The sequence below is a fragment of the Halioglobus japonicus genome (genome assembly GCF_001983995.1).
Taxonomy (GTDB): Bacteria; Pseudomonadota; Gammaproteobacteria; order Pseudomonadales; family Halieaceae; genus Halioglobus; species Halioglobus japonicus.
The window spans coordinates 1,880,568-1,905,284 of the sequence record NZ_CP019450.1 but is presented as its reverse complement, the minus strand read 5'-3'; the positions used below and the strand labels follow the sequence as shown (position 1 = coordinate 1,905,284).

The following is a 24,717-nucleotide window of genomic DNA, read 5'->3' as shown; positions in this document are numbered from 1 at the left end:
GGGGCGTGCCAACTATTCCTTTAGTCCTACATCTTCCATCCACTTGTTAAGAGTCTGGTAGTTATTCAGCCCCAATTTTTCAGCGGATTTGGTTTTGTTGTTGCCCGTCTCCGTTAGGGCCTTTTTGATGTAGTGCCGTTTTAGATCTTTTATAAGCCCTTGAATATCAAAGGTATTATCTAAGCTTCTGCCCAATAAGTCACCCGCTTTGGCAGGACGCTCCAGTAGAGCCTCCCGCATCTCCCTCTCAGTAATGGTTTCTCCGCCAGACCATACACTGGCGCGGGTAAGACTGGCCTGTAGCTCTCGAACATTACCCGGCCAGCTATGAGATTTGATAACATTCATAGCCTTTGCAGATAATTTTTTATGTTTGTAGCTGGCATCTAAGTCCAGCTCTGCTTCATTAATAGCCCGAAGGAAGATGTCCGTTAGCATCATCAAATCCCCCTCGCGCTCTCGCAATGGAGGCAGATTGATCACCCCTACCGCCACGCGGTAGAAGAGATCGTCGCGAAAATTCCCCTCCACGACCTCAGCCATGAGATCGCGATTGGTCGCCGCTATCACACGGACATCTACCTGGGATTTGCCGGTATCACCTACTCGATTGAAAGTACCGTCATTTAGCACACGCAGCAGGCGTACCTGGGTATCCAGGGGCAGCTCCCCGAACTCATCCAGAAATATCGTGCCCCGTCCGCCTCCTTAAATCGCCCATCCCTATCCGCAATGGCGCCCGTGAACGCACCCTTCTTATGGCCAAACAACTCACTGTCCACGAGTTCAGGCGGTATGGCGCCGCAATTCACGTCTACAAATGCGGAGCCCGCTCTGGGGCTGGCCTCATGGATTGCTCGAGCAAATAGCTCTTTACCCGTACCGGATTCCCCGAGGATCAACACCGGTATATCGCGCTCAGCAGCTCGCTGCGCTTTAACGACCTGGGCCTTCACCACAGGGCTTTTTGTCTTAATCTCATCGAATGCAGGAGGGGCATCTGTCTCCCCCGCAGCCAACCGCCGGAGTGTGGCGTCTGATTCAGCCAGGAGGCTTGGAATGAAGTCAGCTGCTATATCGAAGGGCACCTCCACATCACCTACCCCCGCCTCCGGAGAAGACTGAAGCATCGACAACTTGTATGTCGTTTTACAAAGCAACAGCCACACGGCGTGCATCTGAGGCGTGCCTGGGCTTACCAGCACTGAAATCTGATCCCTGTCGAACTCCTCCACCACTTTAGCCAGCAGGCCATTAGCCGCCTGGTAGATCTCTCCATAGTGAACGGGGCTTTCGAGTTTGGCATGATGCAGATCTATAAGAATATCGAGGCCTAGCTTCTCTGCGACTTGCTCCAGGAGCCAGTCGGCATAGCGCTCCACATCTTCCGTGGGATAGTTGTAAACAAGCTCTACCTTACGGTGAGGCCTGTCCAACAGAGTACTCAGAATAGGCCCAAGGCTTTCACCCCCAGTCTTAGGCGCATCCAAGTCATTGCCACCCACCCAGGTGACAAGCACTTCTTTTGTCATTTACCCAGCTCCTCTTACCGGCAACGGGACTCGCCAAACCGCCGCTCGCCTCTCTGCATATAAATTTAGCAAATATTTTTCTTATTGAGAATTTATTTTATGCACTTGGTGCCGAGGCAGACTTTCGGCAAACACGGAAATCACCCCGAAAAATTTTTATATCTATATATTTCAACAACTTAAAAATTATTCGCCACCCCCAATCAAAACTTGGCACGCCAACTGCAATAGGTGATACGACGACAATACTTTCGCTCTGGAGGCAAAATGACAGCACCACTTCCCAAGCATCTCATGTTCGGACGGCCGAAGGAATTCCGGGGACTGGCGATCGCGCCAATCTTTGATTCTGCGCAGGAATCTGACCTCAGCTACCTGACTCTCGACCAGGCATTTGACGCATCCGGTATCGAAATCACTGAGACCAGTGACTCCGGTAGCGTTCCCGAGCTCAAGCTCGAGAACAAACTGGATAGCCCCGTACTCCTGCTCGACGGCGAGGAGTTGGTAGGCGCGAAGCAGAACCGGGTGGTGAATCTCACGCTGCTCGTGCCCGCCATGACCACAACGGTCATACCCGTCTCATGTGTAGAGTCGGGCCGCTGGTCCTACCGCTCTGACAACTTTGAGCGCACAGACCGGACCCACTTCGCTCGCGGTCGGGCCAAAAAAATGGCCTCTGTGAGCCGCTCAATGCGGCAGTCAGGCTCTCGGCGCAGCGACCAGGGTGAAGTTTGGTCAGAAATCGACCGCAAATTCTCGGTAATGGATTCCGAGTCGAATACCTCTGCTATGGCAGACATGTATCAGGATGCTGCCCCTACGCTTGAGGAGTATGTGGGTGAGTTAGAGCCCGAGACTCGCCAAGTAGGCGCCTTCTATTTCCTGCACGGCAGGCTTGTCGGAATGGACCTGTTCGACAAGGCCACTACCTACGCCAACTTGAACGGCAAGCTCATCAAGAGTTACGCCATAGACGCACTTGAGTCTGCCCCAGTCGATCGCCAGAGGGCCTCGCTCTCGGAGGCGCTGCGCTTCCTGGAAGTCATCGAAGGCGGGCAATGGGAGCGGTACGACTCCATCGGCATGGGCCAGGATCATCGCCTTCTCTCAGGCCATCTGGCCTCGGCAGCGCTGGCCGTGGAGGGCCGGCTCGTCCACTTGTCGGGGTTTGTGACTGAACAAGCACCCTCGGGCTATCGCCCGGGCCGCAAGCGCAGGCGGAGCCTCTAACGAGGCTCTGAAGGGGAACACCCGATAGGGCCGCGGCAAGGACGCCGCACTACTGAATTTCAACGACACCGATGCAGGGGAGAACGAGCATGAACAAGCCTAAGAAAGTTCGCCAGATCTACGCGGAACTCCAGCGTGTATACGGTGGCGAAATTCCCACTCACGAGCTGCTTGAGTGCGCATCACTGATTGCAGATGCAGCGGATGACTCCATCAGCCCGTCGCCCAAAACGGTATTTCATGGGCGCACGCCATTTTCCGAACTCCCAGTGGATGAGGTGATGGAGCGCTGGAGCTGGCGGATCGTGAGCCAGGAGTACGCGTCCGAGGATGACTTCGGACCCCACATATCCCAGGAGACGCTCCTGGAACACACGCTTTCTATGGCGGCATAAGGAGGAGCTATGTCAAACAGCAGAACTCAACTGGTGCTGGGGGTGAAAGAACACCTCCTGGCGGGCCACCCCATCACGCAACTCGAATGCATCGTTCTCTTCGGGGTACCCAGCCTGACCAAGGTGATTTCGGATATGCGTCGAGACGGCTACGTCATCAAGTCGAAACGCGTGCCGTTCGTGGCCGCACTGAGAAGGATCAACGAGTCCGCGACGCTGGAGCCTCCGCGGAATCTTCCGGTTAAGGAAGTGACCTTGACCGAATACTGGCTGAGCCGATGAACAGGCGATTCAGCAAGCGTCAGAGGCAGATTCTGGCGTGGATTGCCGGGGGTAAGTGCAGCAGCTGCGAGAAACCCCTGGATCAACAATTTCATGCGGATCACGTGGTGGCCTACTCGAAGGGCGGCACCACAACAACAGACAACGGGCAGGCGCTGTGTGCGACCTGCAATCTACGGAAGGGTGCGAAATGAAGATTAAACTGCGTAATTGGCAACGAGAGGCCCACAACAAGGCCATCGATTGGTTGGTTGCTCGTGGCGAGGATCGTCACTTCCTCATCAATGCAGCACCGGGTGCAGGTAAGACCCTTGCGTCCTGCGCTATCGCTGAGACGCTCATGCAGATGGGCGAGATCGAACGGGTAATCGTGATCGCGCCAAGATCAGAGGTCGTCAATCAGTGGGCCGATGACTTCCGATTCGTCACCGGTCGCCATATGGCCAAGGTCACTGCAGCAGATGGCGATATTGAAGGCCTCTCCGTAGATGTCTGTGCCACCTGGGCGGCCATTCAGGATCTACTTCCAGAGCTGCAGGCGGTGTGCCGCGCCAACAAAACCCTGGTGATCTGTGATGAGCACCACCACGCTGCGGTAGAGGCCGCATGGGGCCGCGGTGCGGATGGCGCATTCGCAGACGGTCGCTATGTTCTGGTGCTCACTGGCACCCCCATTCGATCAGACGGAGCAGAGTCTGTATGGCTCGCTTATGACGATGCAGGTGCCATTGACCACCCAGAGGACGGCACCTATACCCTCACCTACGGCGAAGCCGTGGATCTGGGGTACTGTCGCCCCGTTACTTTTCACCGCCATGAGGGCAAATTCACAGTCGACCTCGACGGGCAGGAGGTGAAAGTCTCAGGGCACGAGAAGGCAGAGCTGCCGCCCGAGCTGAAGCGCGTTCACGGGCTGCAGAAGGCCCTGGACTTCTACAGGCTGGCCAAAACACCGCAGTACGAAAAGGACCAGGTAACGCCCCTACAGGACGGCTACCAGGCGACCATGATCGACTGGGGCAGCAACAAGCTCTCTGAGCTTCGTCATCGCATGCCCGAGGCTGGAGGCCTGATAATCGCCCCCAATATCCAGATGGCCGAGTATATGGTCGAGCTGCTCGAGCGCATTGAGGGCGAGAGGCCCATTCTGGTGCACAGCCAGATGCCGAACCCCAACGCCAAGATCCGTGCCTTCCGAAATACGGATAAGCGCTGGCTTGTGTCAGTAGCCATGGTGTCAGAGGGCGTGGACATCAAGCGTTTGCGAGTGCTGCTCTACTTGCCTAACGCACTGACTGAGCTGGCATTCCGCCAGGCAGTGGGTCGAGTGGTCAGGACAATGGGTATTGACGATGACACCCGGGCTTACGTTGTGATGCCCTCCTTCCAACTCTTCGAGGACTTCGCAAGACGGGTTGAAGAGGAGATGTCACCGGCAGCCCGCAAGGGTGGAGACACCCCCAAGCACAAGGTTTGCAAGGAATGTGGGCATGAGTGCGAGCTAGGGGCAGCAGCCTGCCCGGTCTGCGGACACGAGTTTCCAAAGGCTCCAGAACGCCTGAAGCCATGTGGCGACTGCGGTGCACTCAACCCTATGGCAGCCAAGAACTGCCACGCCTGCGGCTCTTCGTTCGAGCAGGCTTTTAATCTAACCCTGGATGAGGCACTCCGAACGGGCGCGATCGTTCGCGGAATCGACATCGAGGAAGAGGAGGTCCAGAGCGCTGAGGAGATTGCACCAGTTGTCCGCGGCCGGATCCTCAGGAGTGGCGACCAGAGGCTTGTCAAAATCATTCAGACGTTGCCTGATGAGAGCTGGGCGCGGTTGCGCACCATACTGGAAGCAAATTAATCCAGCTCAAACCTTGTGCGGGGCGTTATGCTCGAGCTCTCACCCCGTACAACCTAATCTCTCTTCCGCAAGGCCAATGACTATTGGAGTAATCGAAACCTCTTTGGTGTGGCCCGCTTACGCCGAACCAGCCGATCTTAATGTATTACTTTAATACCGATAGAAATCTGGTCTACTCCCCATGTTACATCCCAACCGCTGGGGGTGTTACATCCCAAGATTTACCACGTTACATCCCAATGCCTACTCCGTTACATCCCAAGACATGCAGAGCGTTACATCCCAATCCCAATGAGGTCAAACGACCAGAACTAACTTATTTCCCAACATCAAGCGGGGTGCGGAATTCTTCTGTAGGTTTTTAAACACAACGTACATCAGAGGATCGTTCTGGCATGAGCAACACATCGTTTACGAAACCAAGTCGACTTGGGACCAAGGACGCTATAAAGACAGCCCTACAGGAAGAGCAACGAAAAAGTCTCGAGTTGAGAGAAGCAAAGCATCTTTGCCTCGCGGTGAACATCGACCCGTACGGCCAAGAACTGATTGGCAAACTCGGCGACTCCAGCTGCCAACGGAATGTTCATATAGCCAGGCAGTGGATTGCGACAAGTTGCAGCTCAGATGATCATCCAAAGAACTTGAGGAGTCTAGCTAGACGGTTCCGCCAATTTCTAGTCACGACTTGGGAGGAGGATCTTTAGATCCCGGGAACAAATCGCGAACCACCGCACAGATGCACTTCGAACAAATGCGATTTCCGGCATTTCATTTTTTCGAATGCGTTTTTCGGCAGCCACAACTTCGAATAATGCGTTTTCCGGCAGTTCCCAACCTCAATTTTAAGCTTTAAAAATAGGGATAAATGCGTTTTTCGGCAATCGATTGGAATCTGTAAGTTTACCTTGGTCTTTCGAAAATTTGGGTTGACACTATGAATTCACTTTGCGGGGAACTGCCACTAGTGAACTGCAAAAAAATGGCTGTAACAGGTGATTTTATGAAGCCACAGGACACCAATAGCTCACCAGATCCTTGGATCAGCAAAAAGGGCTACGCAGAAAGATTACAAGTTTCAGTAGGGACCATCGAGGGCTGGATGTGTAGGCATTGGACAAGAGGCAAACACTACAAAGTCATCGGCAGAACTACTCTGATTAACACATTGAAGGTGGACGAATGGATTTGCCAAGAGGAATAAGATCAAGGGGGACTGGCCTTGAGATCACTATCTGGAAGGGTAAGCATCGAGTATGGCGGGAGTTCATTCGTTGCGATCCGCAAGATCCCGTTCACGTCAGAGCGGCGGCCAAGAAACTTGAAGATAAGAGAGCTAGATACAGACTAGGTCTGCCACTTATCGAAGGCAAGGTGGGGGCACCGCGTCTATTCTGCGAAGTCGCTGAAGAGTACTTGCAATCTGTCCAAGTGGGTAAAAAGCAAATGCATGACTACCGCAAGTTCCTCAATCAGCACTGGATACCAAAGTTTGGCAACTGGCCGATCACAGACATTCAGACTTCCGACATCAAGAAACAGCTCGCCAGAATGGGTGTAGGCATAAAAACCCAGAAGAATCGATTGGTGCCACTGCGGGGTGCATTCACCCAAGCCGGCATAGACCCGAACCCAGCGGCAGGGATCACGTGGTCCCGAGCACAGAGGAAAAGGGAGAGTAAAAAAGTACTACGGTATCGCCCAGATGAGCGGCACCAACTAATCTCACAACTTGATCGGATGAAAGATGAATACGCAGTCGCTGCTAGACAGGAGCGCACCCCTACAAGTCTGTCCAACGCCTTCTGGTCACACCAAGCCTCTTACTACTTTCGCTTTATGTTCGCGCTGGGCACACGACCTGGTGAAAACCTAGGCATAGACTGCGAGGATTACGATGGTCAATTTGTGCGCATCTGGAAACAGCGCTCAGAATCTGTCGAGAAGGACCACACCAAAACTGGAGAAGAGCGATCAGTATATGTCCCTACCTGGGTCAGGCCCTATCTAGAGTCACTGAAATCACTGCGAAAGGCGGGCCCTCTATTTCTGGGAATCAATGGACAGCCACTCAAATATCGAGGAAAGCTCAACCAGATGTGGAGAGAAGCGCACAAGAGGGCTGGCTTGGCATATCGCGTGCCCTATACCTGCCGACACACCAGGGCTGCAGAACTTCTGTCACAGGGAGCCAATCCGGCTGAAGCCGCCAATCAGCTTGGCCATTCGACCGACATGTTCCTGAAGAGGTATTCCGAGTTTATCGAGGAGTATCGCACCGACAGGGACTGGAGTAGGTTTGAATCTACTACCCCCGGTGCCACACAAATACCACACAGTGGCCGGGGGTAGGATTCCAGTGCGTTGTTTTCACACTGAAAATATGGCGGAGAGCGAGGGATTCGAACCCTCGATAGGGGATAAGCCTATACACCCTTAGCAGGGGTGCGCCTTCAGCCACTCGGCCAGCTCTCCGGGGGTACGTTCAGACAGAACTGAAAACGTTTTTCTCTATGTCGGACTGACTGTCTGACACAGGCGCGGCATCATACCACAACTATTGGAAAATCAAAGCTATAGAGAGCCTTTGAGGTGCGAATTATTCGCTACTGTTGGCACTCTTGTGACGTTTTTCATCGTCCTGGATGCGCGCGTAGATTTCTTCGCGGTGAACGGCAACTTCGCGGGGCGCGTTAACGCCTATGCGCACCTGATTGCCTTTAACGCCGAGCACGGTGACGGTAATTTCGTCCCCTACCATCAGTGACTCGCCTACTCTGCGGGTGAGTATCAGCATATATTTCTCCAGTCTCCTAGCTGCCATGGACTTACGCCTGTTTTGTGGCAGTTCGCATTCCCGACGCGGATCGGATCCCTGCGATTTAGTTCGAGTATGTGTAAGTGTAGTTTGCCGCTAATTCTTTACCAGTACAAAAAACCTTGTTTCATATGCCTACATTAAAAGGCGACAGCACTGTGACTTAGGCCACAGTTTCATCCTTTGGTTCCCCGTCCAGCCCGAACGAGGAGTGCAGTGCGCGCACCGCCAGTTCGAGAAACTTCTCTTCGATAATCACGGAGATCTTAATCTCAGACGTCGTGATCATCTGGATATTGATACCAACCTCGGCTAACGCCGCAAACATCTGGCTTGCCACACCGGCGTGTGAACGCATGCCCACACCTACCACGGATACCTTTGCGATCTTACTATCAGCACGAACCTCGCGAGCCTTAATCTCGTTGGCAACCGCCGTGAGCACCTCTTCCGCCCGGGGCAGATCATTGCGGCCCACGGTGAAGGTAAAGTCGGTGGTACCGTCTTCCGCAACGTTCTGGACAATCACGTCCACCTCGATGTTGGCCTCGCCTATCGGACCGAGAATGCGGTGAGCGACGCCAGGCATATCAGGCACACCCAGAATCGTGAGCTTGGCCTCGTCGCGGTTAAAGGCAATACCGGCAATTGTAGGCGTTTCCATCTCGTCATCTTCCTCAAGTGTGATCAACGTTCCAGGACCTTCCTGGAAACTGTGCAATACCCGCAGGGGTACATTGTATTTTCCGGCGAATTCCACAGCGCGAATCTGCAGCACCTTGGAGCCCATGCTGGCCATTTCCAACATTTCTTCGAACGTAATTTTGTCCAGACGGCGGGCCCCATCCACCACACGAGGGTCGGTGGTATATACGCCATCAACGTCGGTATAGATCTGGCACTCGTCGGCTTTGAGGGCGGCGGCCAGCGCCACTGCCGTGGTATCTGAACCGCCGCGGCCGAGGGTGGTGATATTGCCCAGCTCGTCCACGCCCTGGAATCCCGCCACAACTATAACAAAGCCATCGTCCAGATCAGCGTGCAGGCGCGCGTCGTCAATCTCGCGGATACGGGCCTTGGTATGGGCGTCGTCGGTGAGAATGCGTACCTGGCTGCCGTTGTAGCTCTTGGCCTTGACGCCGCGCTTGTCTAACGCCATGGAGAGCAGCGCCGTGGTCACCTGCTCGCCGGTGGACACCAGCACATCCATCTCCCGCGGTACGGGGCGATCCTGGATTTCCTGGGCCAGGCCGATCAGGCGATTGGTCTCGCCGGACATCGCAGATACCACCACGACCACGCTGTGGCCATCGGCGCGAAATTTCTGCACCTTGTCAGCGACCTGTTCAATACGCTCGATACTTCCCACGGAAGTACCGCCAAACTTCTGTACGATTAAGCTCATTACTGCTCGCAAAGGCCCACACAACGGGCATTTCAGCCGATTTTGGCAAGATAAAAAGGGGCGCTATTAAACACCAGATCGGTGAAGAATTAAACCGATCCGGAGAGGAGAATAATGGGAATTTGTTGGGGCTATGACCAACGGGCCACAGGGAGCGTTAGCGCCCGGCAGACAAAACGTCGGGCCGGGCGATATTCGGGCTGGAATCTGCCTCAGGAAAGTTGGGACTCAACCCACGCAGGGACCGCTTCCAGCGCACCCGGCAACGCCGCGGCATCGGTACCGCCGCCCTGGGCCATATCGGGACGACCGCCGCCTTTACCGCCGAGGCGACCGGCAAATTCGCGCATCAGGTCGCCGGCTTTCACCTTGTCGGTCAGGTCCTTGGTCACACCGGCAGCCAGCGCCACTTTACCGTCATTTACGGCGGCTAGCAGGATGACACCAGAGCCCATTTTGTTCTTTACCTGATCGAGGGTGTCGCGCAGTGATTTAGCATCAGCGCCATCGACATTCGCCGCCAGCACTTTGATACCCTGCACGTCTACGGCACCCGCCGTCAGGTCGGTACCGGCACCGGTTGCGAGCTTCTGCTTCAGACGGGCGATTTCTTTCTCCAACTCGCGGTTATCCGCGCGCAGGCCCGCCACCTTTTCGGCGACATTGTCGATGGTTCCCTTCACGACATCACATACCGCGTCCAGGCGTGCTTCGGCAGCATCGATATAAGCCATTGCACCCACACCTGTTACCCCCTCAATACGACGCACGCCCGCGGCAACACCTGATTCGGCGGTAAGCCGCATCAGGCCAATATCGCCAGTGCGGGCCGCGTGGGTACCGCCACACAGTTCTACCGAGAAGTTGTCTTCACCCATAGCAAGCACACGGACTTCATCGCCGTATTTCTCCCCAAACAACGCCATTGCACCGGCCTCAACCGCCTCGTCCATGGACATCAGGCGAGTAGATACCTCGGTATTGGCGCGAATCTGGTCGTTCACCAACGTCTCGATCTGCTTGAGTTCGTCGGCGGTAACGCCTTCAAAGTGGGAGAAATCAAAGCGCAGCCGCTCCGAGTCCACCAAAGAGCCCTTCTGCTGCACGTGGTCACCCAGCACCTTGCGCAGGGCAGCGTGCAACAAATGCGTCGCAGAATGGTTCAAACGGGTGCGCTGGCGCAGACCGTTGTCAATCTCGGCTTGCAGCGTATCGCCTTTGCTCACGGAACCGGCCAGCAATTTCACATGGTGTAGGTGTTGGTCTGAGGCCTTGGTCGTATCGGTAACTTCCAGTTTCACACCCTGGGCACTCAGGAACCCGGTATCGCCCACCTGGCCCCCGACTCACCGTAAAAAGGGGTACTGGAGAGCACGACCACACCTTCGTCATCTGTGCCCAGGCTGTCGACTTCGGCACCGTCTTTGAGCAGCGCGGTCACCGTGCCCTCGCCCTCGGTGCACTCGTAGCCGGTAAACTCCGTCTGGCCCTCGAGTTTGAGGACGTCGTTGTAATCCACCTTGAAGCTGCCGCCTTCCTGGGAACGCGCCCGTTGTGCGGCCATGGCGGCGTCATAACCTGCCATATCCAGGCCGAGATCGCGCTCGCGGGCAATATCATTGGTCAGGTCAACCGGGAATCCGTAGGTGTCGTAGAGTTTGAATACCACGTCGCCCGGGATTTCCTTGCCCTCCAGTCCAGCAAGGGCCTCCTCGAGTATCTGCATGCCATTGTCGAGGGTTTTGGCAAATTGCTCTTCCTCGGTCAGCAGGGCTTTATCGATCTGGCCCTGCAACTTCACCAATTCAGGATAAGCGCCACCCATTTGTTCAGCGAGAGTGGTCACCAGCTTGTGGAAGAACGGTTCTGTAGCGCCAAGTTTGTTGCCGTGACGAACCGCGCGGCGAATAATCCGACGCAGCACATAGCCCCTGCCTTCGTTGCCCGGCAGCACGCCGTCGGCAATCAGGAATGCGCATGAGCGGATATGGTCGGCAATTACGCGCAGTGACTTTTCCTCGAGGTCCTGCACATTGAGCAGCTTGGCTGCGGCACCGATCAGGGCCTGAAAAAGGTCGATCTCATAGTTGCTGTGGACTTGCTGCATCACCGCCGCAATACGCTCCAGCCCCATACCGGTATCCACCGAAGGCGCAGGCAGCGGATGCATCTCGCCGCTGGCATCGCGATTGAACTGCATGAACACCAGGTTCCAGATCTCAATATAGCGATCCAGGTCGTCGTCAGGTGAACCCGGAGGGCCACCCGGCACATCTTCACCGTGGTCATAGAAGATTTCCGAGCAGGGCCCACAGGGACCGGTGTCACCCATTTGCCAGAAATTGTCTTCATCGAGGCGCGAAATACGCTCGCGCGGGAAGCCGATCTCGTTCACCCAGATCTCTTCCGCTTCGTCGTCGGAAACGTGGCAGGTCACCCACAGCTTTTCCGGGGGCAGGCCCAGGGTGCCCGTCAGGAATTCCCAGGCAAACTTGATCGCATCCTGCTTGAAGTAATCGCCGAAGCTGAAATTGCCCAACATCTCGAAGAAGGTATGGTGACGCGCGGTATAACCCACATTTTCGAGATCATTGTGCTTGCCGCCGGCACGCACACAGCGCTGACTGGAGGTTGCACGCACATAGGGGCGCGGATCGGCGCCCAGGAACGTGTCCTTGAACTGGTTCATGCCCGCATTGGTGAACAGCAAGGTGGGGTCATTGGCCGGCACCAGGGAGCTGGAAGGCACCCGGGTGTGACCCTGCTGCTCAAAGTATTCCAGAAAAGCTTCGCGTATCTCTACGGTCTTCATGTTGTGTGTCTCGATTGTGTGATGAAACAGGCCTCAGCCCGCCATTTGCCCTTCAGCGAAAGTTCGCCCGGCAATGATATGCAGATGCAGGTGGAAGACGGTCTGGCCGGCGCCCTCTCCGTTGTTCACGATCAGGCGGAACGCCTCTTCCACGCCCAGTTGCTTTGCCACTTTGCCAGCGGCGAGCATCAGATGTCCCAGCAGGGCCTGGTCGTCCGCCTCAGCATCCACCAGGCGGGGAATGGCTTTCTTCGGAATTACCAGAACGTGCACCGGCGCCTGCGGCGCTATATCGTTAATAGCGATGCAGTGCTCGTCCTCGTAAATAAACTCCGAGGGGATCTCACCAGCAATAATTTTGCCAAAAATCGTATCTGTCATGGCTCAGGCCAGTTTCTCGTCGGCGCTGAGCTGGCGTGCCTCGGATTCGAGCATGACCGGAATGCCATCGCGCACGGGATATGCCATGCCAGAGGCCTTGCAAACCAATTCGTTTTTTTCCTGATCATATTCCAGAGGTGCCTTACTGACGGGACACACCAGGATGCTGAGGAGTTTTTTATCGATCATTACGCTCTCGCGGGGTACAAAACGGGAGCGGCATTATACGGGTTTTTGCCAGGCAGGGGCTACTGCTCCGGCATTGGCGGCACCAGTAGCTGCGGGTCGACCCGCTGGTTACGCCAGCTCATCCGCCAATCCAGGTGCGGGCCCGTGGCCCGGCCGGTCGCGCCGACTTCACCGAGCAGGTCGCCGGTTTTGAGCTCCTGGCCCACCTCCACGTGAATCTTGCTCATATGCAGGAACGACGATGACAACCCAAAGCCGTGATCGAGAATCACCGTCCCGCCTGAATAGAACAAATCATCCTCGGCCAATGTGACCACGCCCGCAGTTGGCGCATAAACCGGGGTACCGGTGGGCACTGCCACATCCACGCCATAGTGCGGATTGCCCGGCTTGCCATTGTAAAAACGCTGGCTGCCATACACGCCGGAGATTCGGCCTGTCGCAGGCCACTCAAAACCTGCCAACGCCCCGAGGAGCAAGTCCTCGCGATCCAGGCGCTGGCGCTTGGCCGCGCTGACCAGGGCTCGTTCGCGCCGGATACGAGCCAGGTGTTCTTCCGAGGGAGTCACGGTTTTCTGCGGCACCCCCTCCACCCGCGAGATTCGATACTCGCGGCTGGCGATATTCAATGTCTGGGTACAGGGTGAGTCGCCGGTGATCACCAATTCGGCCGTAGCGGCATTGTCACGCCCGAAACCGGCAAAAAAAGTGCCGTCTTCAAGCACCGTTAAAGCGTCGCCATCAAGGGTTACCTGACTCCCCGGCGCCACTTCACCGTACACCAACCCACCCTGTATCAGGTTGCCCTCGAGGTCAGGGCAAGCGGCGAGCACATTCAGGGGCGCGCAGAGCACAGCGCAAGTAGCGATAACACGAGTCAACACGGGGGCAGCCACCTCTCAGATTCAGACACCGCCATTTAACCACAACCGCAGGCATGGAAAAGGGGCCATCCCCCTTTTATGATGCACCCATGGGACGATACAGACCGCCGCGCAAACGCGGTTCCAAATACATTACGCCAGAGGGAGAAGCCGCCCTACGCGAGGAAGTGCATCAGCTGTGGAAGGTGGAGCGCCCCCAGGTGACCAGCGCCGTGCACGAGGCTGCCAAAAATGGCGACCGTTCCGAGAATGGCGATTACATCTACGGCAAGCGCCGCCTGCGGGAGATCGACTCGCGGGTACGCTTTCTGAACAAGCGCCTCGACGAACTGGAGGTCGTGGACCGGCCACCAGCAGACACCAGCAAAGTGCGCTTCGGTGCCTGGGTGACGCTCGAGGATGAACAGGGCGAGGAAAAACGCTGGCGCATTGTCGGGCCCGATGAATTCAACCTTCGAGAATACAAGCTGAGCATGGATTCGCCCATGGCGCGGGCCCTGCTCGGCAAAGCCATCGACGACGAAGTCGTGGTCGCCAGCCCCTCGGGAGAGCAGGTGTACTACGTCACCGGCATCGATTACTCAACCTAGATTTTTCGCCGAGCGCTCCGACTCAATAACAATAAGGACCCACCGTTTGCAACGCTCCAGCTTCCAGGCCAACTACGCGCTGTTCGTATTGCTACTGGCCTACATACTGTCCTTTGTTGACCGCAATGTTATGGCGGTACTCATCGGCCCTATTCGTGCCGAATTTGATATCTCAGACTTCGAGTACAGCCTGTTACACGGCTTCGCCTTCTCGATGTTCTACATTGCCCTGGGGCTGCCGATCGCCCGCTGGGCAGACCGAGGCAATCGCAAGTTCATCATTACCGTGGGGGTCTTCCTGTGGAGCCTGATGACCTGCCTGTGCGGCATGGCCAAGAGCTTTACCACGCTGTTCCTCGCGCGAGTTGGTGTCGGTGTGGGTGAGGCCGCCTTGTCGCCCCCCGCCTACTCACTGCTCGCCGATTTTTTCTCGCCCGAAAAGCTGCCCCGGGCCACCGCCGTTTTCACGCTGGGAATTACCCTCGGAGGCGGCCTGGCCTATATCATCGGCGGTGCCATCTACCAGCATTTCGAGACCAGCGGTGCCCATGTACCCCTGATCGGTGAAGTCAGTGCATGGCAGCTCACGTTTATCGCTGTAGGGCTCCCGGGGTTGTTGATCGTTGCGCTGCTGTCACTCATGCGTGAGCCGCCGCGCAGCGGTATAGATGGCAACAAAGCGGCCGAGGCAGTCTCCCTGGCGGAAGTGGGCGCGCAACTGGGTGCTCACAGCCGCGCCTATGTGGGACTCATCGGCTCCATGTCGCTGCTGGCAGTGCTCGGCTATGGCACCATGGCCTGGTACCCGGAATTTCTCATGCGCAGTTTCGAGATGGATCGCGCCGCGGCAGGCGGCCAGTTCGGGACCATTTTCCTCATAGCCGGCAGCGCAGGTGCACTTGCCGGAGGCTGGAGCGTGCAACCCCTGACCAAGCGGGGCTACATCGATGCACCGCTGCGCGTCATCATGGTCTGCGCCCTGCTGTGGCTGGTACCTGCAACACTCGGACCATTGGCGCAAGATGCAAACCTGGCAGTACTGGCCGGTTGGCCGATCGTGTTCTTCCTGAACGCTTATTTCGGGGTGGGCATAGCCGGCATTCAATTGATCACACCTAACCGCATGCGCGCCCAGATCTCGGCACTAATGCTCTTTTCGACAAATTTGTTCGGCCTGACATTCGGCCCGAGTGCGGTGGCGCTGTTGACCGATTTCCTGTTCGGCGACGACCTCAAACTTCGTTATTCTCTGGTACTACTGCCCCTCATTGTATGCCCTTTGTCGGCAATTCTTGCCGCCCGGGGCTTCAAGGCCTACCGCAAAGCAGTTAAAGTTGTTGAACAAAATACAGTCACGTCATAACTATGTCGAACTTTACAGCGCCAATACGCCGAGGCACTGCTGTGCTTCGCTCCACCCTGGTCATCCTGGGCCTCGCACTGCTAAGCGGCTGCAAAATCCTGATTACCGTGCCACCCGGTGGCACCGTAGTGTCGGAGAGCACCTTCTGTCCCAGCGACGGCATTTGCGAAGTGGATGTCAGCAGCACCCAGTTCAAGGAAACTTTCAGCGTTGAAACCGAGCCGGGCTTCGAGTTCGTCGGCTGGCGCAGTGCGTTCCGCCATCTGTGTGGTGGCAACAACAACGACTGTGCGATCGAAACCGCCGGTTTCGCAGGCAACGCGGCACTAATGGCCTTCCTCAATAACGACGAAATTTTCTATCTGGCGCCCATCATCGTGCCCAGCGCACCGACTGTCTCTGGCAATATTACCTATGACAGGGTGCCCCAGCGCAGCCTCGGCCAGGGTCTGGACTACAACAACATCACGGCCATGCCCGTGCGAGGTGCCACGGTACAGCTGATAGACAGCGCCACCGACCAGGTACTGCAGGAGACGTTATCCGACGCCGCGGGTGCCTATGCCTTTACCGCCAACAGCACCGACGCGGTGTTTGTGCGAGTGCGCGCACAAAGCCAACGTGTCGGCACACCCAACTGGGATATCACGATCCGCGACAACACCCAGGGAGATGCGCTGTATGTGATGGATGGAGAAGATGCGACACCAGCAGATATGCCTCAACGCAATCTGCACGCACCCTCCGGCTGGGGTGGCTCAAGCTATACCACTGAGCGCACCGCGGGGCCCTTCGCGCTGCTGGACACCATGTATGACGCCACCCTGCAGCTGGTGGAAATCGACCTGGACATCAATTTGCCGCCGCTGCAGGTGTTCTGGAGCGAAAAAAACAGCACCGCATCAGGCAATCTCGCCGACGGGGATATTGGCACCAGCTTCCACGTCATCGACAACGGCCAACCCAAGCTCTACATCCTCGGCCAGCAGGACGACGATACCGACGAGTACGACGTACACGTGGTTGTACACGAGTGGATGCACTACATGGACAACCAGATTGCCCGCTCAGACTCCTTTGGCGGGCGCTGGGGCGGCGGCGAAATTCTGGATATCCGCCTGGCCTTTGGCGAAGGACTGGCCAATGGCCTGGGTGCAGCGCTGCTCGACAACCCCTGGTATGCCGACAGCCACGGGCCGGGCCAGCAAGGTGTATGGAGCTTCTCCATGGAGGCAGGCGCCCGGTTCAACCCGGGCTGGTTCAGCTCAAGCAGTGTGCAGTCACTGATTTACGATCTTTACGACGAGCAGCACGATGGCGCTGACGACCTGACCCTCGGGCTGCGGCCCATCTATGCTGCCCTCACGGGCGAACACCGGGTCACCCCTGCCATGACCAGCATTTTCAGTTTTGTGGACTCGCTGCTCAATCATCACCCTGAGCTAGCTGGTTCCCTGGCCAACATGCTGGAAGCTGAATCCATCACCGGGGACATCGTCGACCCCTATGGCAGCCGAGAGCAGAATCGCCCGCCCGGCGATCGCGATGGCGTCCAATCGATGTTGCCGGTGTATCCCGAGCTCGACGTGAACGGCAATGCCATCGAGGTCTGCAGCCAGACGCACTTTGACTTTAATGGCGACGGTAACAAGCTGGGGGTCGACGCTCTGGTGCGATTCAGCGTTCCGGGCTTTGATCAATACCAGGTGCTGATTGAACGCACTTCCGGGATGTTTGGCAGCGACCCCGACTTCACTGTCTACCGCCAGGGCCTGCCCGTGCTGGGTGGATTCAACCCCGACGCCGATTTCGAATCTGCCACTGGCCCCCTGAATGCCGGGCCACATATCCTCAACCTTTACGGCTATTACAATGCGATCCAGCCCGGCGATGCCAATGCCGGTGACGTTTGCTACGCCGTCAGCATCCAAGCCCAATAACGAGGAACGCGCCATGAAATGCCTGAGTAAACTCGCCCTGGCTGCCTGCCTGGCACTTTCCACCGCAGCCTGTGCGCCAGAGAAGGCTACCGTGGCCGACACCCCCATCGGCCCGACCACAGCAAGCCGGGCGCACCTATTACGCTGGTATCAGACAGCTCATATCGCTCTGAAGTGGGCGCCGAACTCAATCTCACACTCAGCCTGCGTGCCCACGCCACCGAGCGATTGACAGTGGCAATCAAGGCCGACAGCGCACTCAATCTGATCAGCCCCCTGACACCGGTTGAACTCACCAGGGACAGCGACGGTCGTTTCAATCTTGACATTAGCGTGAGAACACCGGCCGCCGGGCGCCACTATCTTCGTATCTATGCCACTACCGCAGGCCAGGGCGCATCCATGTCCCGCAGTATGTCGGTGGGCATTCAAGTCGGTGATCCGCCCTCCTCAACGCAAAAGTCCTCAACCAATGCCGACCAGGGCGAAAAACTCAGGCGCATGAAAGCGGATGAATCCGAGCCCTAATCGCGCGCCGGCCACCGGCTAATCAGGGAATATTGCCTGCACCCGGGCTCTTAACGCGGGTACCACTTCATCTTCGAACCAGGGATTGCGCCGCAACCACAGCGTGTTGCGCGGTGATGGGTGCGGCAGTGGCAGGTACCGCGGATCGACATCGCGCCAGTTGCGGACCCGCTCGGTAAGCGTCGCTCGGCTTTTGCCGAGATAGCGGTCCTGGGCGTAGCGCCCGATCACCAGTATCAGTTCAACGTCGGGCATATGCGTCAGCACTTTCTCGTGCCACAGCTCTGCACACTCCGGGCGCGGGGGTAAATCGCCGGACTTGCCTCGCCCCGGGTAACAAAAACCCATGGGGACAATAGCGATCAGGCTTTCGTCGTAAAACGTTGCGTGATCTATCGCCAGCCAATCGCGCAGTCGTTCCCCGGAAGGGTCGTTCCAGGGAATACCGGTTTCATGCACCCGGGTGCCCGGAGCCTGACCGACAATCAGCAGCCGTGCGCTGGTGCTGGCACGCACTACAGGATTGGGCCCCAGCGGCAGATGCGGCGCACAGTGGTCACAGGCGCGAATCTGCGCCAACAGGTCGACCAGTTCCAGTGAATCAGACATGACCTGAACAGCGCCAATCAGGGCTCAGAAAATAGCCAGATTGATTGCCGCGGAGCAGCCCTGCTGGTAGTATCGCGCCGGTCAAATCGACCCCCATTTTCATCTGTATTTGCCTGTCGGAGCACGTATGAGCCGTCCCTCTCTGTTCGAGCTGGAAAACCATTCAGATTTCATCCAACGCCACATAGGCCCCACTGTCAAACAACAGCGCGAAATGGCGCAGATTCTGGGCTATGACAGCCTCGATGCGCTCATCGACAATACGGTGCCCGCTGCAATCCGCCGCGCCCAGCCCATGGACCTGCCGGGCGCACAGACAGAACAGAATGTGGTGAGGCGGCTGAAGGCGCTGGCGAGCCAGAATGTGATCAACAAGACCTTTATCGGTACCGGCTATCACGACACATTCACACCACCCGTCGTTCAGCGCAATGTACTCGAAAATCCCGGCTGGTATACCGCCTACACACCCTACCAACCCGAGATCTCCCAGGGTCGTCTGGAGGCTTTGCTCAGCTATCAACAAATGGTCATGGACCTGACCGGCATGGACCTGGCCAACGCCTCCATGCTCGATGAGGGCACGGCCGCGGCAGAGGCGATGACCCTGCTGCAGAGGGTTAACAAGAAAAACCGCAGCAGCGTGTTCATAGTTGCTGAAGACTGCCACCCGCAGACCATCGCTGTCATAAAGACCCGTGCAGAAGTACTGAACATCGATATCGTCGTGGGCAATCCCAATGAACTGGTGGGCAAGACAGAAGCCTTTGGCGTGTTACTGCAGTACCCGGGCACCTACGGCCACCTGGACGACATCGCACCGCTGATCGAGCAGGCGCATGCCGCCAAGACACTGGTTACCGTGGCGGCCGATATTATGGCACTGCTGATGGTGAAGGCCCCCGGCGAACTGGGCGCTGACGTTGTCGTAGGCAATAGCCAGCGTTTTGGTGTACCAATGGGCTTCGGCGGCCCACACGCTGCGTTCTTCGCCACGCGCGACGCCTACAAGCGCTCCACCCCGGGGCGTATTATCGGTGTTTCCATCGACCGCCGCGGCAACCAGGCCCTGCGCATGGCCATGCAAACCCGCGAACAGCACATCCGCCGCGAGAAGGCCACCAGTAACATTTGTACCGCCCAGGCCCTGCTCGCCATCATGGCCACGTTCTATGCGATGTATCACGGGCCCGAGGGGCTGCGTACCATCGCCAGCCGCATCCACCGTCTGACCAGCATCTTCGCTGAAGGCATGGTTGGCCTTGGCTTTAACGCGGACAACACCACCTATTTCGACACCCTGACCTTTACCGTGTGTGAGCAACAGCAGGCCATCGTGGACCGCGCTCTCGCTGCGGGCATGAACCTGCGGGTCATCGGCACTGATCAGCTCGGTGTCGCTCTGGACGAGACCACCACGGCCGCGGATATCGAACAACTGTGGCAGGTATTCAGCGGGCGTGAGGACACCCCCGACGCGGCAGCACTGGATACCGGCATCGACGGCTTCCCTGGTATCCCTGCTGCCCTGCAACGCGAGGTGGACTACCTGCAGCATCCGCTGTTCAACGACTACCACTCCGAGACCGAGATGCTGCGCTATATGCGCTACCTCGAAGACAAGGACATCGCCCTGAATCGCGCCATGATCCCGCTCGGCAGCTGCACCATGAAGCTCAACGCCACCACCGAGATGATTCCGGTGACCTGGCCTGAATTTGCCGGCTTACACCCCTTTGCCCCTGTCGATCAGACCAAAGGCTACCAGGCCATGCTGGCAGAGCTCGATCACATGCTGCTCGAAGCCACTGGCTACGATGCCATCTCCATGCAGCCCAATTCCGGCGCCCAGGGTGAGTACGCGGGCCTGCTGGCCATCATGCGTTATCACCAGAGCCGCGGCGACCATCAGCGCAACGTGTGCCTGATCCCCTCTTCTGCTCACGGCACCAACCCGGCCTCCGCAGCCCTGGCAGGCATGAAGGTCGTCATCGTCGAGTGCGACGACAACGGCAACATCGACATGGCCGACCTCAAGACCAAGGCAGAGCGCCACACCGAGGATCTCGCCGCCATTATGGTGACCTATCCATCTACCCACGGTGTTTTCGAGGAATCGATTATCGAACTGTGTGACGTGGTCCACGCCCACGGTGGTCAGGTCTACGTGGATGGCGCCAACCTCAATGCCCTGGTCGGCATTGCGGCGCCAGGTAAGTTCGGCGCCGACGTATCACATCTCAACCTGCACAAGACGTTCTGTATTCCTCACGGCGGCGGCGGCCCGGGCATGGGCCCCATTGGCGTCGGCGCGCACCTACAACCGTTCCTGCCGAGCAACCCGGTGGTTCCGGTCCCCGGCCTGGATGAGAACAACGACGTAGTGTCGGCTGCGCCTTACGGTAGCGCCTCCATTCTGCCAATCTCCTGGTCCTATATCGCGCTCATGGGCGGCGAGGGATTGGCGCAGGCCACCAAGGTGGCAATTCTGAACGCCAACTATATTGCCCACCGTCTCAAAGACCACTATCCGATTCTGTACACCGGTACGACCGGCAATGTGGCCCACGAGTGTATTATCGATATCCGCCCTATCAAGGAAGCGTCCGGCGTCTCAGAAGAGGACATTGCCAAGCGCCTGATTGATTTCGGCTTCCACGCGCCCACCATGAGCTTCCCGGTGGCCGGCACCTTGATGGTTGAGCCAACAGAATCTGAATCGATGTTTGAACTGGATCGTTTCTGTGACGCACTGATTGCGATCAAAGAGGAGATCAACAAGGTTCAGGCCGGCGAGCTGGATGCGCAGGACAATCCTCTGGCCAACGCGCCGCATACGCTGGCGGATGTCGCTGCCAGCGTATGGGACCACCCCTATTCGCGAGAACTGGCCGCCTATCCGGTCGCGTCACTGCGACGCTACAAGTACTGGGCGCCGGTCAACCGGGTCGACAATGTCTATGGCGATCGCAATCTGTTCTGCGCCTGCCCGGCCATCGACAGCTATCGCGAAGAAGTCGAATAGCGCTTCATCACGCTCCAAAAGCCCTGCATCGCAGGGCTTTTTTTTTGCCCTGCTAAACGTCCCGCTGCGCGAGCCAGCACACATTCATGATCGACCAATAAGCAAAATGTCGGGCTTTGAAAACTGCTGGATTCGCATTTTGCGAATTTTCTTCCTCCCCAATAGGCAAATCGACCAAACCCTCAAGCTAAAAAATGCGAAATATTACCGCCCAGATTCTTTAAACAATTTGGACGAGACAGATAGGGTATATAGCTAGTACATACTCTAACGTGGGTACTGCTGTATGCGCATGGGTAATCCATTCGCAGCAATTGTCGTAAATAGGACAACCAACAACAACAAATGGTGAAAAAATGAAAATATCCACTCCCCGAAAGCTCGCCCTGGCGATCTCTGCGCAGATCGCTGTTACGGCGGGCTATAGTCAGGTCGCTCTGGCTCAGGAGGGCGCTGATCAACTTGAAGAAGTAGTAGTAACGGGTACTCGTAGGGAAGCCCGTTCAGTCTTCGACTCTGCAGCTCCTATCGACGTCATCGGTGGTGAGGAGTTCCGTAACCAGGGTGCCAGTGACATGACCACCCTGCTGCGTAATTCTGTGCCGTCTTACAATGTAAACAACCAGCCTATCTCCGACGCGGCCACCGTGGTTCGTCCGGCAAACATGCGCGGCCTGGCCTCAGACCACACCCTGGTCCTGGTCAACAGCAAGCGTCGTCATCGCGCAGCGGTGATTTCCTGGTTGGGTAACGGCGTGAACGATGGTGCCCAGGGCCCGGATATTTCCGTTATCCCCTCCATCGCTGTGAAGCAGGTAGAAGTACTGCGTGACGGTGCGGCGGCCCAGTACGGCTCCGACGCCATCGCCGGCATCGTCAACTTCATCCTCAAGGATTACGACGAGGGCGGCAGCATCGAGGCCAAGTACGGCCAGTACAGCGAAGATGGCGACGAAGACCTGTGGTCGGTAGCCGGTAACATCGGCCTGCCTTTCACCGCCAACGGCTTCTTCAATGCCAGTTTCGAATACGGCGAGGCTGCACCCACCAGCCGCAGTGTGCAGCGCGATGACGCCGCTGCCCTGATTGCCGGCGGCAACACCGACGTTGCCAACCCTGCCCAGATCTGGGGTAACCCTGAAGTTGAGGAAGACCTGAAGACCTTCTTCAACATGGGCGTTGACCTTAACTCAAACAACTCCTGGTACGGCTTCGGTAACTACGCTTCCAAGACCGTCACAGGCGGTTTCTACTTCCGTAACCCTGATACTCGCGGCGCGGTATTCGCCGACTCCTCCACGGGCAACAGGCTGGTAGGCGACGTGACCGGCGACATGTCCGGCAACTGCCCCACCGATCTGGACCCGTCAGATGCTGCTGGCCTGGCCGCAGTAATCGCTGACCCGAACTGTTTCGTGTTCAACGAGCGCTTCCCCGGTGGCTTTACACCCAGCTTCGGTGCAGACACTGAGGACGCCTCCTTCGTTACCGGGGTCAAGGGTACTACCGACGGCGGGCTGTATTGGGACGTGAGCGCAGGCGTAGGGTACAACGATGCTGACTTCTTCATCGTGGACACCGTGAACGCTTCTCTTGGCCCACAGTCACCCACTGAATTTGATCCGGGCTCATACACCCAGATCGAGAAAAACTTCAACGTCGACCTCTCCTATCCAGTAGCAGTAAGTTTCCTCGCTTCTGACCTCAACATCGCCGGTGGCTTTGAATGGCGTGACGAAGAGTTCGAAATTGGCATCGGTGACCAGGCTTCCTGGGAAGTGGGCCCGCTGGCCGACCAGGGCTTCTCCGCTGCATCCAACGGCTTCCCGGGCTTTGGTCCGATTGCCGAGGGTGACTGGAGCCGCTCCAACATCGCTGCCTACATTGACTTCGAAGCGGACGTGACCGAGAACCTGCTGGTTGCCGCGGCACTGCGCTGGGAAGACTTCGATGATTTCGGCACCACCACCAACGGCAAGATCGCTGCCCACTGGCAGATCGTTGACAGCTTTGCGGTGCGCAGTACCTACAGCACCGGCTTCCGCGCGCCGACGCCCGGTCAGTCCAATGCCTACAACGTGTCCACTGAGTTCAACCTCGCCACCAACGAGCTTGAGAACAACGGCACCATCCCCGCCACCAGTGCGGTGGCAGCCCTGCGTGGCGGCCAGGCCCTCGATCCTGAGGAATCCACTAACTTCACCGCTGGCGTGATTTGGCAGGCAGGCGACTTCAGCGTCACCGTAGACTACTTCGATATCGATCTGGAAGACCGTCTGGGTGTATCCCAGAACTTCGTGCTGACTGACGAAGAGCGTCAGGCCCTGATCGATGACGGCGTTGCCGGTGCGAACAGTCTGCAGACCTTCCGCTTCTTCACCAACGGTATCGAAACCAACACCAAGGGCTTCGACGTGGTTGCCACCTATGAGCTGGACAGCAGTATCGGCCTGACCAGCTTCAACCTGGCATACAACCAGACCGAAACCTCGGTTGAGGACTTCGTGGAAGGTATTATCGACGAAGTGCGTATCCAGGAACTGGAAGAGGCACTGCCGGAGACTCGCTGGAACCTGATGGCGAACCACACCATGGACGCCTGGCGTTTCATGGCTCGCTACAGCTACTTCGATGACTGGTATGACTCTGAAGACACCCTGACCTACGATGGTTACGGTGTTGTGGATGCGGAAATTGGCTACACCTTTGACAGCGGCTTCGCCGTGGTCCTTGGTGCCGACAACATCCTCGATGAGACGCCCGACCGCAATCCCAACGCCGCCGCAGGCGTGGGTAACCAGTACAGCCAGTGGGCACCGGGAGGCTTTAACGGCCGCTTCATGTACGCCCGCCTGCTCTACGATTTCTAATCAAGCGGT

19 protein-coding genes, 1 tRNA gene and 2 pseudogenes are annotated in these 24,717 nt (G+C 57.2%); 12 read left to right on the top strand and 10 right to left on the bottom strand.

All coding sequences use genetic code 11. The annotated features are described in order from the left end of the window. Nucleotides 1-12: 12 nt before the first annotated feature. On the bottom strand, nt 13-240 hold the full coding sequence (locus BST95_RS21340) for a helix-turn-helix domain-containing protein (protein ID WP_240500295.1): 228 nt from the start codon (nt 238-240) through the stop codon (nt 13-15). Nucleotides 241-264: 24 nt separating this feature from the next. After that, nucleotides 265-1,130: pseudogene (locus tag BST95_RS21335) on the bottom strand (sigma 54-interacting transcriptional regulator); the annotation flags it as partial. 669 nt (nt 1,131-1,799) lie between these two features. Here BST95_RS21335 and BST95_RS08945 point away from each other — a divergent pair. From BST95_RS08945 to BST95_RS08920, 6 genes are all read left to right on the top strand, one after another. Then, a complete protein-coding gene (locus BST95_RS08945; RefSeq protein ID WP_146004193.1) occupies nt 1,800-2,765 on the top strand; it encodes an ARPP-1 family domain-containing protein in 966 nt (321 codons plus the stop codon). A gap of 89 nt (nt 2,766-2,854) precedes the next feature. Further along, the gene (locus BST95_RS08940) at nt 2,855-3,160 is read left to right on the top strand and encodes a hypothetical protein (RefSeq protein ID WP_084198971.1); all 306 of its coding nucleotides are present in this window, start codon (nt 2,855-2,857) and stop codon (nt 3,158-3,160) included. Nucleotides 3,161-3,169: 9 nt separating this feature from the next. Continuing rightward, nucleotides 3,170-3,442 (top strand): helix-turn-helix domain-containing protein, encoded by a 273-nt coding sequence (locus tag BST95_RS08935; protein ID WP_084198970.1) that lies wholly within the window; start codon nt 3,170-3,172, stop codon nt 3,440-3,442. Continuing rightward, the gene (locus tag BST95_RS21330; RefSeq protein WP_084198969.1) at nt 3,439-3,636 is read left to right on the top strand and encodes an HNH endonuclease; all 198 of its coding nucleotides are present in this window, start codon (nt 3,439-3,441) and stop codon (nt 3,634-3,636) included. The genes BST95_RS08935 and BST95_RS21330 overlap by 4 nt, the downstream gene beginning before the upstream one ends. After that, entirely contained in the window at nt 3,633-5,294 is a 1,662-nt protein-coding gene (locus BST95_RS08925) for a DEAD/DEAH box helicase (RefSeq protein ID WP_084198968.1), read from the top strand. Before BST95_RS21330 ends, BST95_RS08925 begins: the two co-directional genes overlap by 4 nt. Before the next feature lie 1,182 nt (nt 5,295-6,476). Further along, nucleotides 6,477-7,646 carry a tyrosine-type recombinase/integrase gene (locus tag BST95_RS08920; RefSeq protein ID WP_084198967.1) on the top strand — a complete coding sequence of 390 codons (1,170 nt, stop codon included), beginning with the start codon at nt 6,477-6,479 and terminating at the stop codon, nt 7,644-7,646. Between the two features lie 32 nt (nt 7,647-7,678). On the opposite strand, the gene BST95_RS08915 is transcribed toward BST95_RS08920, so the two are convergent. The 7 genes and pseudogenes from BST95_RS08915 to BST95_RS08885 form a co-directional block, all read right to left on the bottom strand. Next, a tRNA-Ser gene (locus BST95_RS08915) sits at nt 7,679-7,769 on the bottom strand. A gap of 124 nt (nt 7,770-7,893) precedes the next feature. Then, nucleotides 7,894-8,091, bottom strand: coding sequence for a carbon storage regulator CsrA (gene csrA / locus BST95_RS08910; protein WP_084198966.1), 198 nt, complete (start codon nt 8,089-8,091; stop codon nt 7,894-7,896). Between the two features lie 184 nt (nt 8,092-8,275). Beyond that, complete coding sequence (locus BST95_RS08905; protein WP_066058371.1) at nt 8,276-9,517, bottom strand: aspartate kinase; 1,242 nt, start codon at nt 9,515-9,517, stop codon at nt 8,276-8,278. A gap of 212 nt (nt 9,518-9,729) precedes the next feature. Further along, a pseudogene (gene alaS, locus BST95_RS08900) lies at nt 9,730-12,329 on the bottom strand (alanine--tRNA ligase). A 33-nt stretch (nt 12,330-12,362) separates the two neighbouring features. After that, nucleotides 12,363-12,710 carry a histidine triad nucleotide-binding protein gene (locus BST95_RS08895; RefSeq protein WP_084198965.1) on the bottom strand — a complete coding sequence of 116 codons (348 nt, stop codon included), beginning with the start codon at nt 12,708-12,710 and terminating at the stop codon, nt 12,363-12,365. Nucleotides 12,711-12,713: 3 nt separating this feature from the next. After that, nucleotides 12,714-12,899, bottom strand: coding sequence for a Trm112 family protein (locus BST95_RS08890; protein WP_084198964.1), 186 nt, complete (start codon nt 12,897-12,899; stop codon nt 12,714-12,716). A gap of 59 nt (nt 12,900-12,958) precedes the next feature. After that, nucleotides 12,959-13,783 carry a M23 family metallopeptidase gene (locus BST95_RS08885; protein ID WP_229801663.1) on the bottom strand — a complete coding sequence of 275 codons (825 nt, stop codon included), beginning with the start codon at nt 13,781-13,783 and terminating at the stop codon, nt 12,959-12,961. Nucleotides 13,784-13,872: 89 nt separating this feature from the next. Between BST95_RS08885 and greB the strand changes: the two genes are divergently transcribed. The 4 genes from greB (at nt 13,873) to BST95_RS08865 (ending at nt 18,204) form a co-directional block, all read left to right on the top strand. Then, nucleotides 13,873-14,373, top strand: a complete 501-nt coding sequence (gene greB, locus BST95_RS08880; RefSeq protein WP_084198963.1) for a transcription elongation factor GreB — start codon at nt 13,873-13,875, stop codon at nt 14,371-14,373. 46 nt (nt 14,374-14,419) lie between these two features. Next, on the top strand, nt 14,420-15,736 hold the full coding sequence (locus BST95_RS08875; RefSeq protein WP_084198962.1) for an MFS transporter: 1,317 nt from the start codon (nt 14,420-14,422) through the stop codon (nt 15,734-15,736). A gap of 41 nt (nt 15,737-15,777) precedes the next feature. Beyond that, entirely contained in the window at nt 15,778-17,676 is a 1,899-nt protein-coding gene (locus tag BST95_RS08870) for a hypothetical protein (RefSeq protein WP_146004192.1), read from the top strand. Nucleotides 17,677-17,850: 174 nt separating this feature from the next. Continuing rightward, entirely contained in the window at nt 17,851-18,204 is a 354-nt protein-coding gene (locus BST95_RS08865; protein WP_084198960.1) for a BTB/POZ domain-containing protein, read from the top strand. Nucleotides 18,205-18,222: 18 nt separating this feature from the next. On the opposite strand, the gene BST95_RS08860 is transcribed toward BST95_RS08865, so the two are convergent. Beyond that, nucleotides 18,223-18,813: a uracil-DNA glycosylase family protein gene (locus tag BST95_RS08860; protein ID WP_084198959.1), complete on the bottom strand. Its 591-nt coding sequence runs from the start codon at nt 18,811-18,813 to the stop codon at nt 18,223-18,225. Between the two features lie 127 nt (nt 18,814-18,940). Here BST95_RS08860 and gcvP point away from each other — a divergent pair, with 127 nt between their 5' ends. After that, on the top strand, nt 18,941-21,838 hold the full coding sequence (gcvP, locus tag BST95_RS08855) for an aminomethyl-transferring glycine dehydrogenase (protein ID WP_084198958.1): 2,898 nt from the start codon (nt 18,941-18,943) through the stop codon (nt 21,836-21,838). A gap of 356 nt (nt 21,839-22,194) precedes the next feature. Next, nucleotides 22,195-24,708 carry a TonB-dependent receptor plug domain-containing protein gene (locus BST95_RS08850; RefSeq protein WP_084198957.1) on the top strand — a complete coding sequence of 838 codons (2,514 nt, stop codon included), beginning with the start codon at nt 22,195-22,197 and terminating at the stop codon, nt 24,706-24,708. Nucleotides 24,709-24,717: the final 9 nt, after the last annotated feature.

Coding starts and splice junctions, on each gene's coding strand:
- BST95_RS08940 (WP_084198971.1), top strand. CDS start 2,855: ATGAACAAGCCTAAGAAAGTTCGCCAGATCTACGCGGAACTCCAGCGT.
- BST95_RS08850 (WP_084198957.1), top strand. CDS start 22,195: ATGAAAATATCCACTCCCCGAAAGCTCGCCCTGGCGATCTCTGCGCAG.
- BST95_RS08905 (WP_066058371.1), bottom strand. CDS start 9,517: ATGAGCTTAATCGTACAGAAGTTTGGCGGTACTTCCGTGGGAAGTATC.
- greB (WP_084198963.1), top strand. CDS start 13,873: ATGGGACGATACAGACCGCCGCGCAAACGCGGTTCCAAATACATTACG.
- BST95_RS08890 (WP_084198964.1), bottom strand. CDS start 12,899: ATGATCGATAAAAAACTCCTCAGCATCCTGGTGTGTCCCGTCAGTAAG.
- BST95_RS08945 (WP_146004193.1), top strand. CDS start 1,800: ATGACAGCACCACTTCCCAAGCATCTCATGTTCGGACGGCCGAAGGAA.
- BST95_RS08860 (WP_084198959.1), bottom strand. CDS start 18,813: ATGTCTGATTCACTGGAACTGGTCGACCTGTTGGCGCAGATTCGCGCC.
- BST95_RS21340 (WP_240500295.1), bottom strand. CDS start 240: ATGCGGGAGGCTCTACTGGAGCGTCCTGCCAAAGCGGGTGACTTATTG.
- BST95_RS08895 (WP_084198965.1), bottom strand. CDS start 12,710: ATGACAGATACGATTTTTGGCAAAATTATTGCTGGTGAGATCCCCTCG.
- BST95_RS08925 (WP_084198968.1), top strand. CDS start 3,633: ATGAAGATTAAACTGCGTAATTGGCAACGAGAGGCCCACAACAAGGCC.
- BST95_RS21330 (WP_084198969.1), top strand. CDS start 3,439: ATGAACAGGCGATTCAGCAAGCGTCAGAGGCAGATTCTGGCGTGGATT.
- BST95_RS08920 (WP_084198967.1), top strand. CDS start 6,477: ATGGATTTGCCAAGAGGAATAAGATCAAGGGGGACTGGCCTTGAGATC.
- csrA (WP_084198966.1), bottom strand. CDS start 8,091: ATGCTGATACTCACCCGCAGAGTAGGCGAGTCACTGATGGTAGGGGAC.
- gcvP (WP_084198958.1), top strand. CDS start 18,941: ATGAGCCGTCCCTCTCTGTTCGAGCTGGAAAACCATTCAGATTTCATC.
- BST95_RS08935 (WP_084198970.1), top strand. CDS start 3,170: ATGTCAAACAGCAGAACTCAACTGGTGCTGGGGGTGAAAGAACACCTC.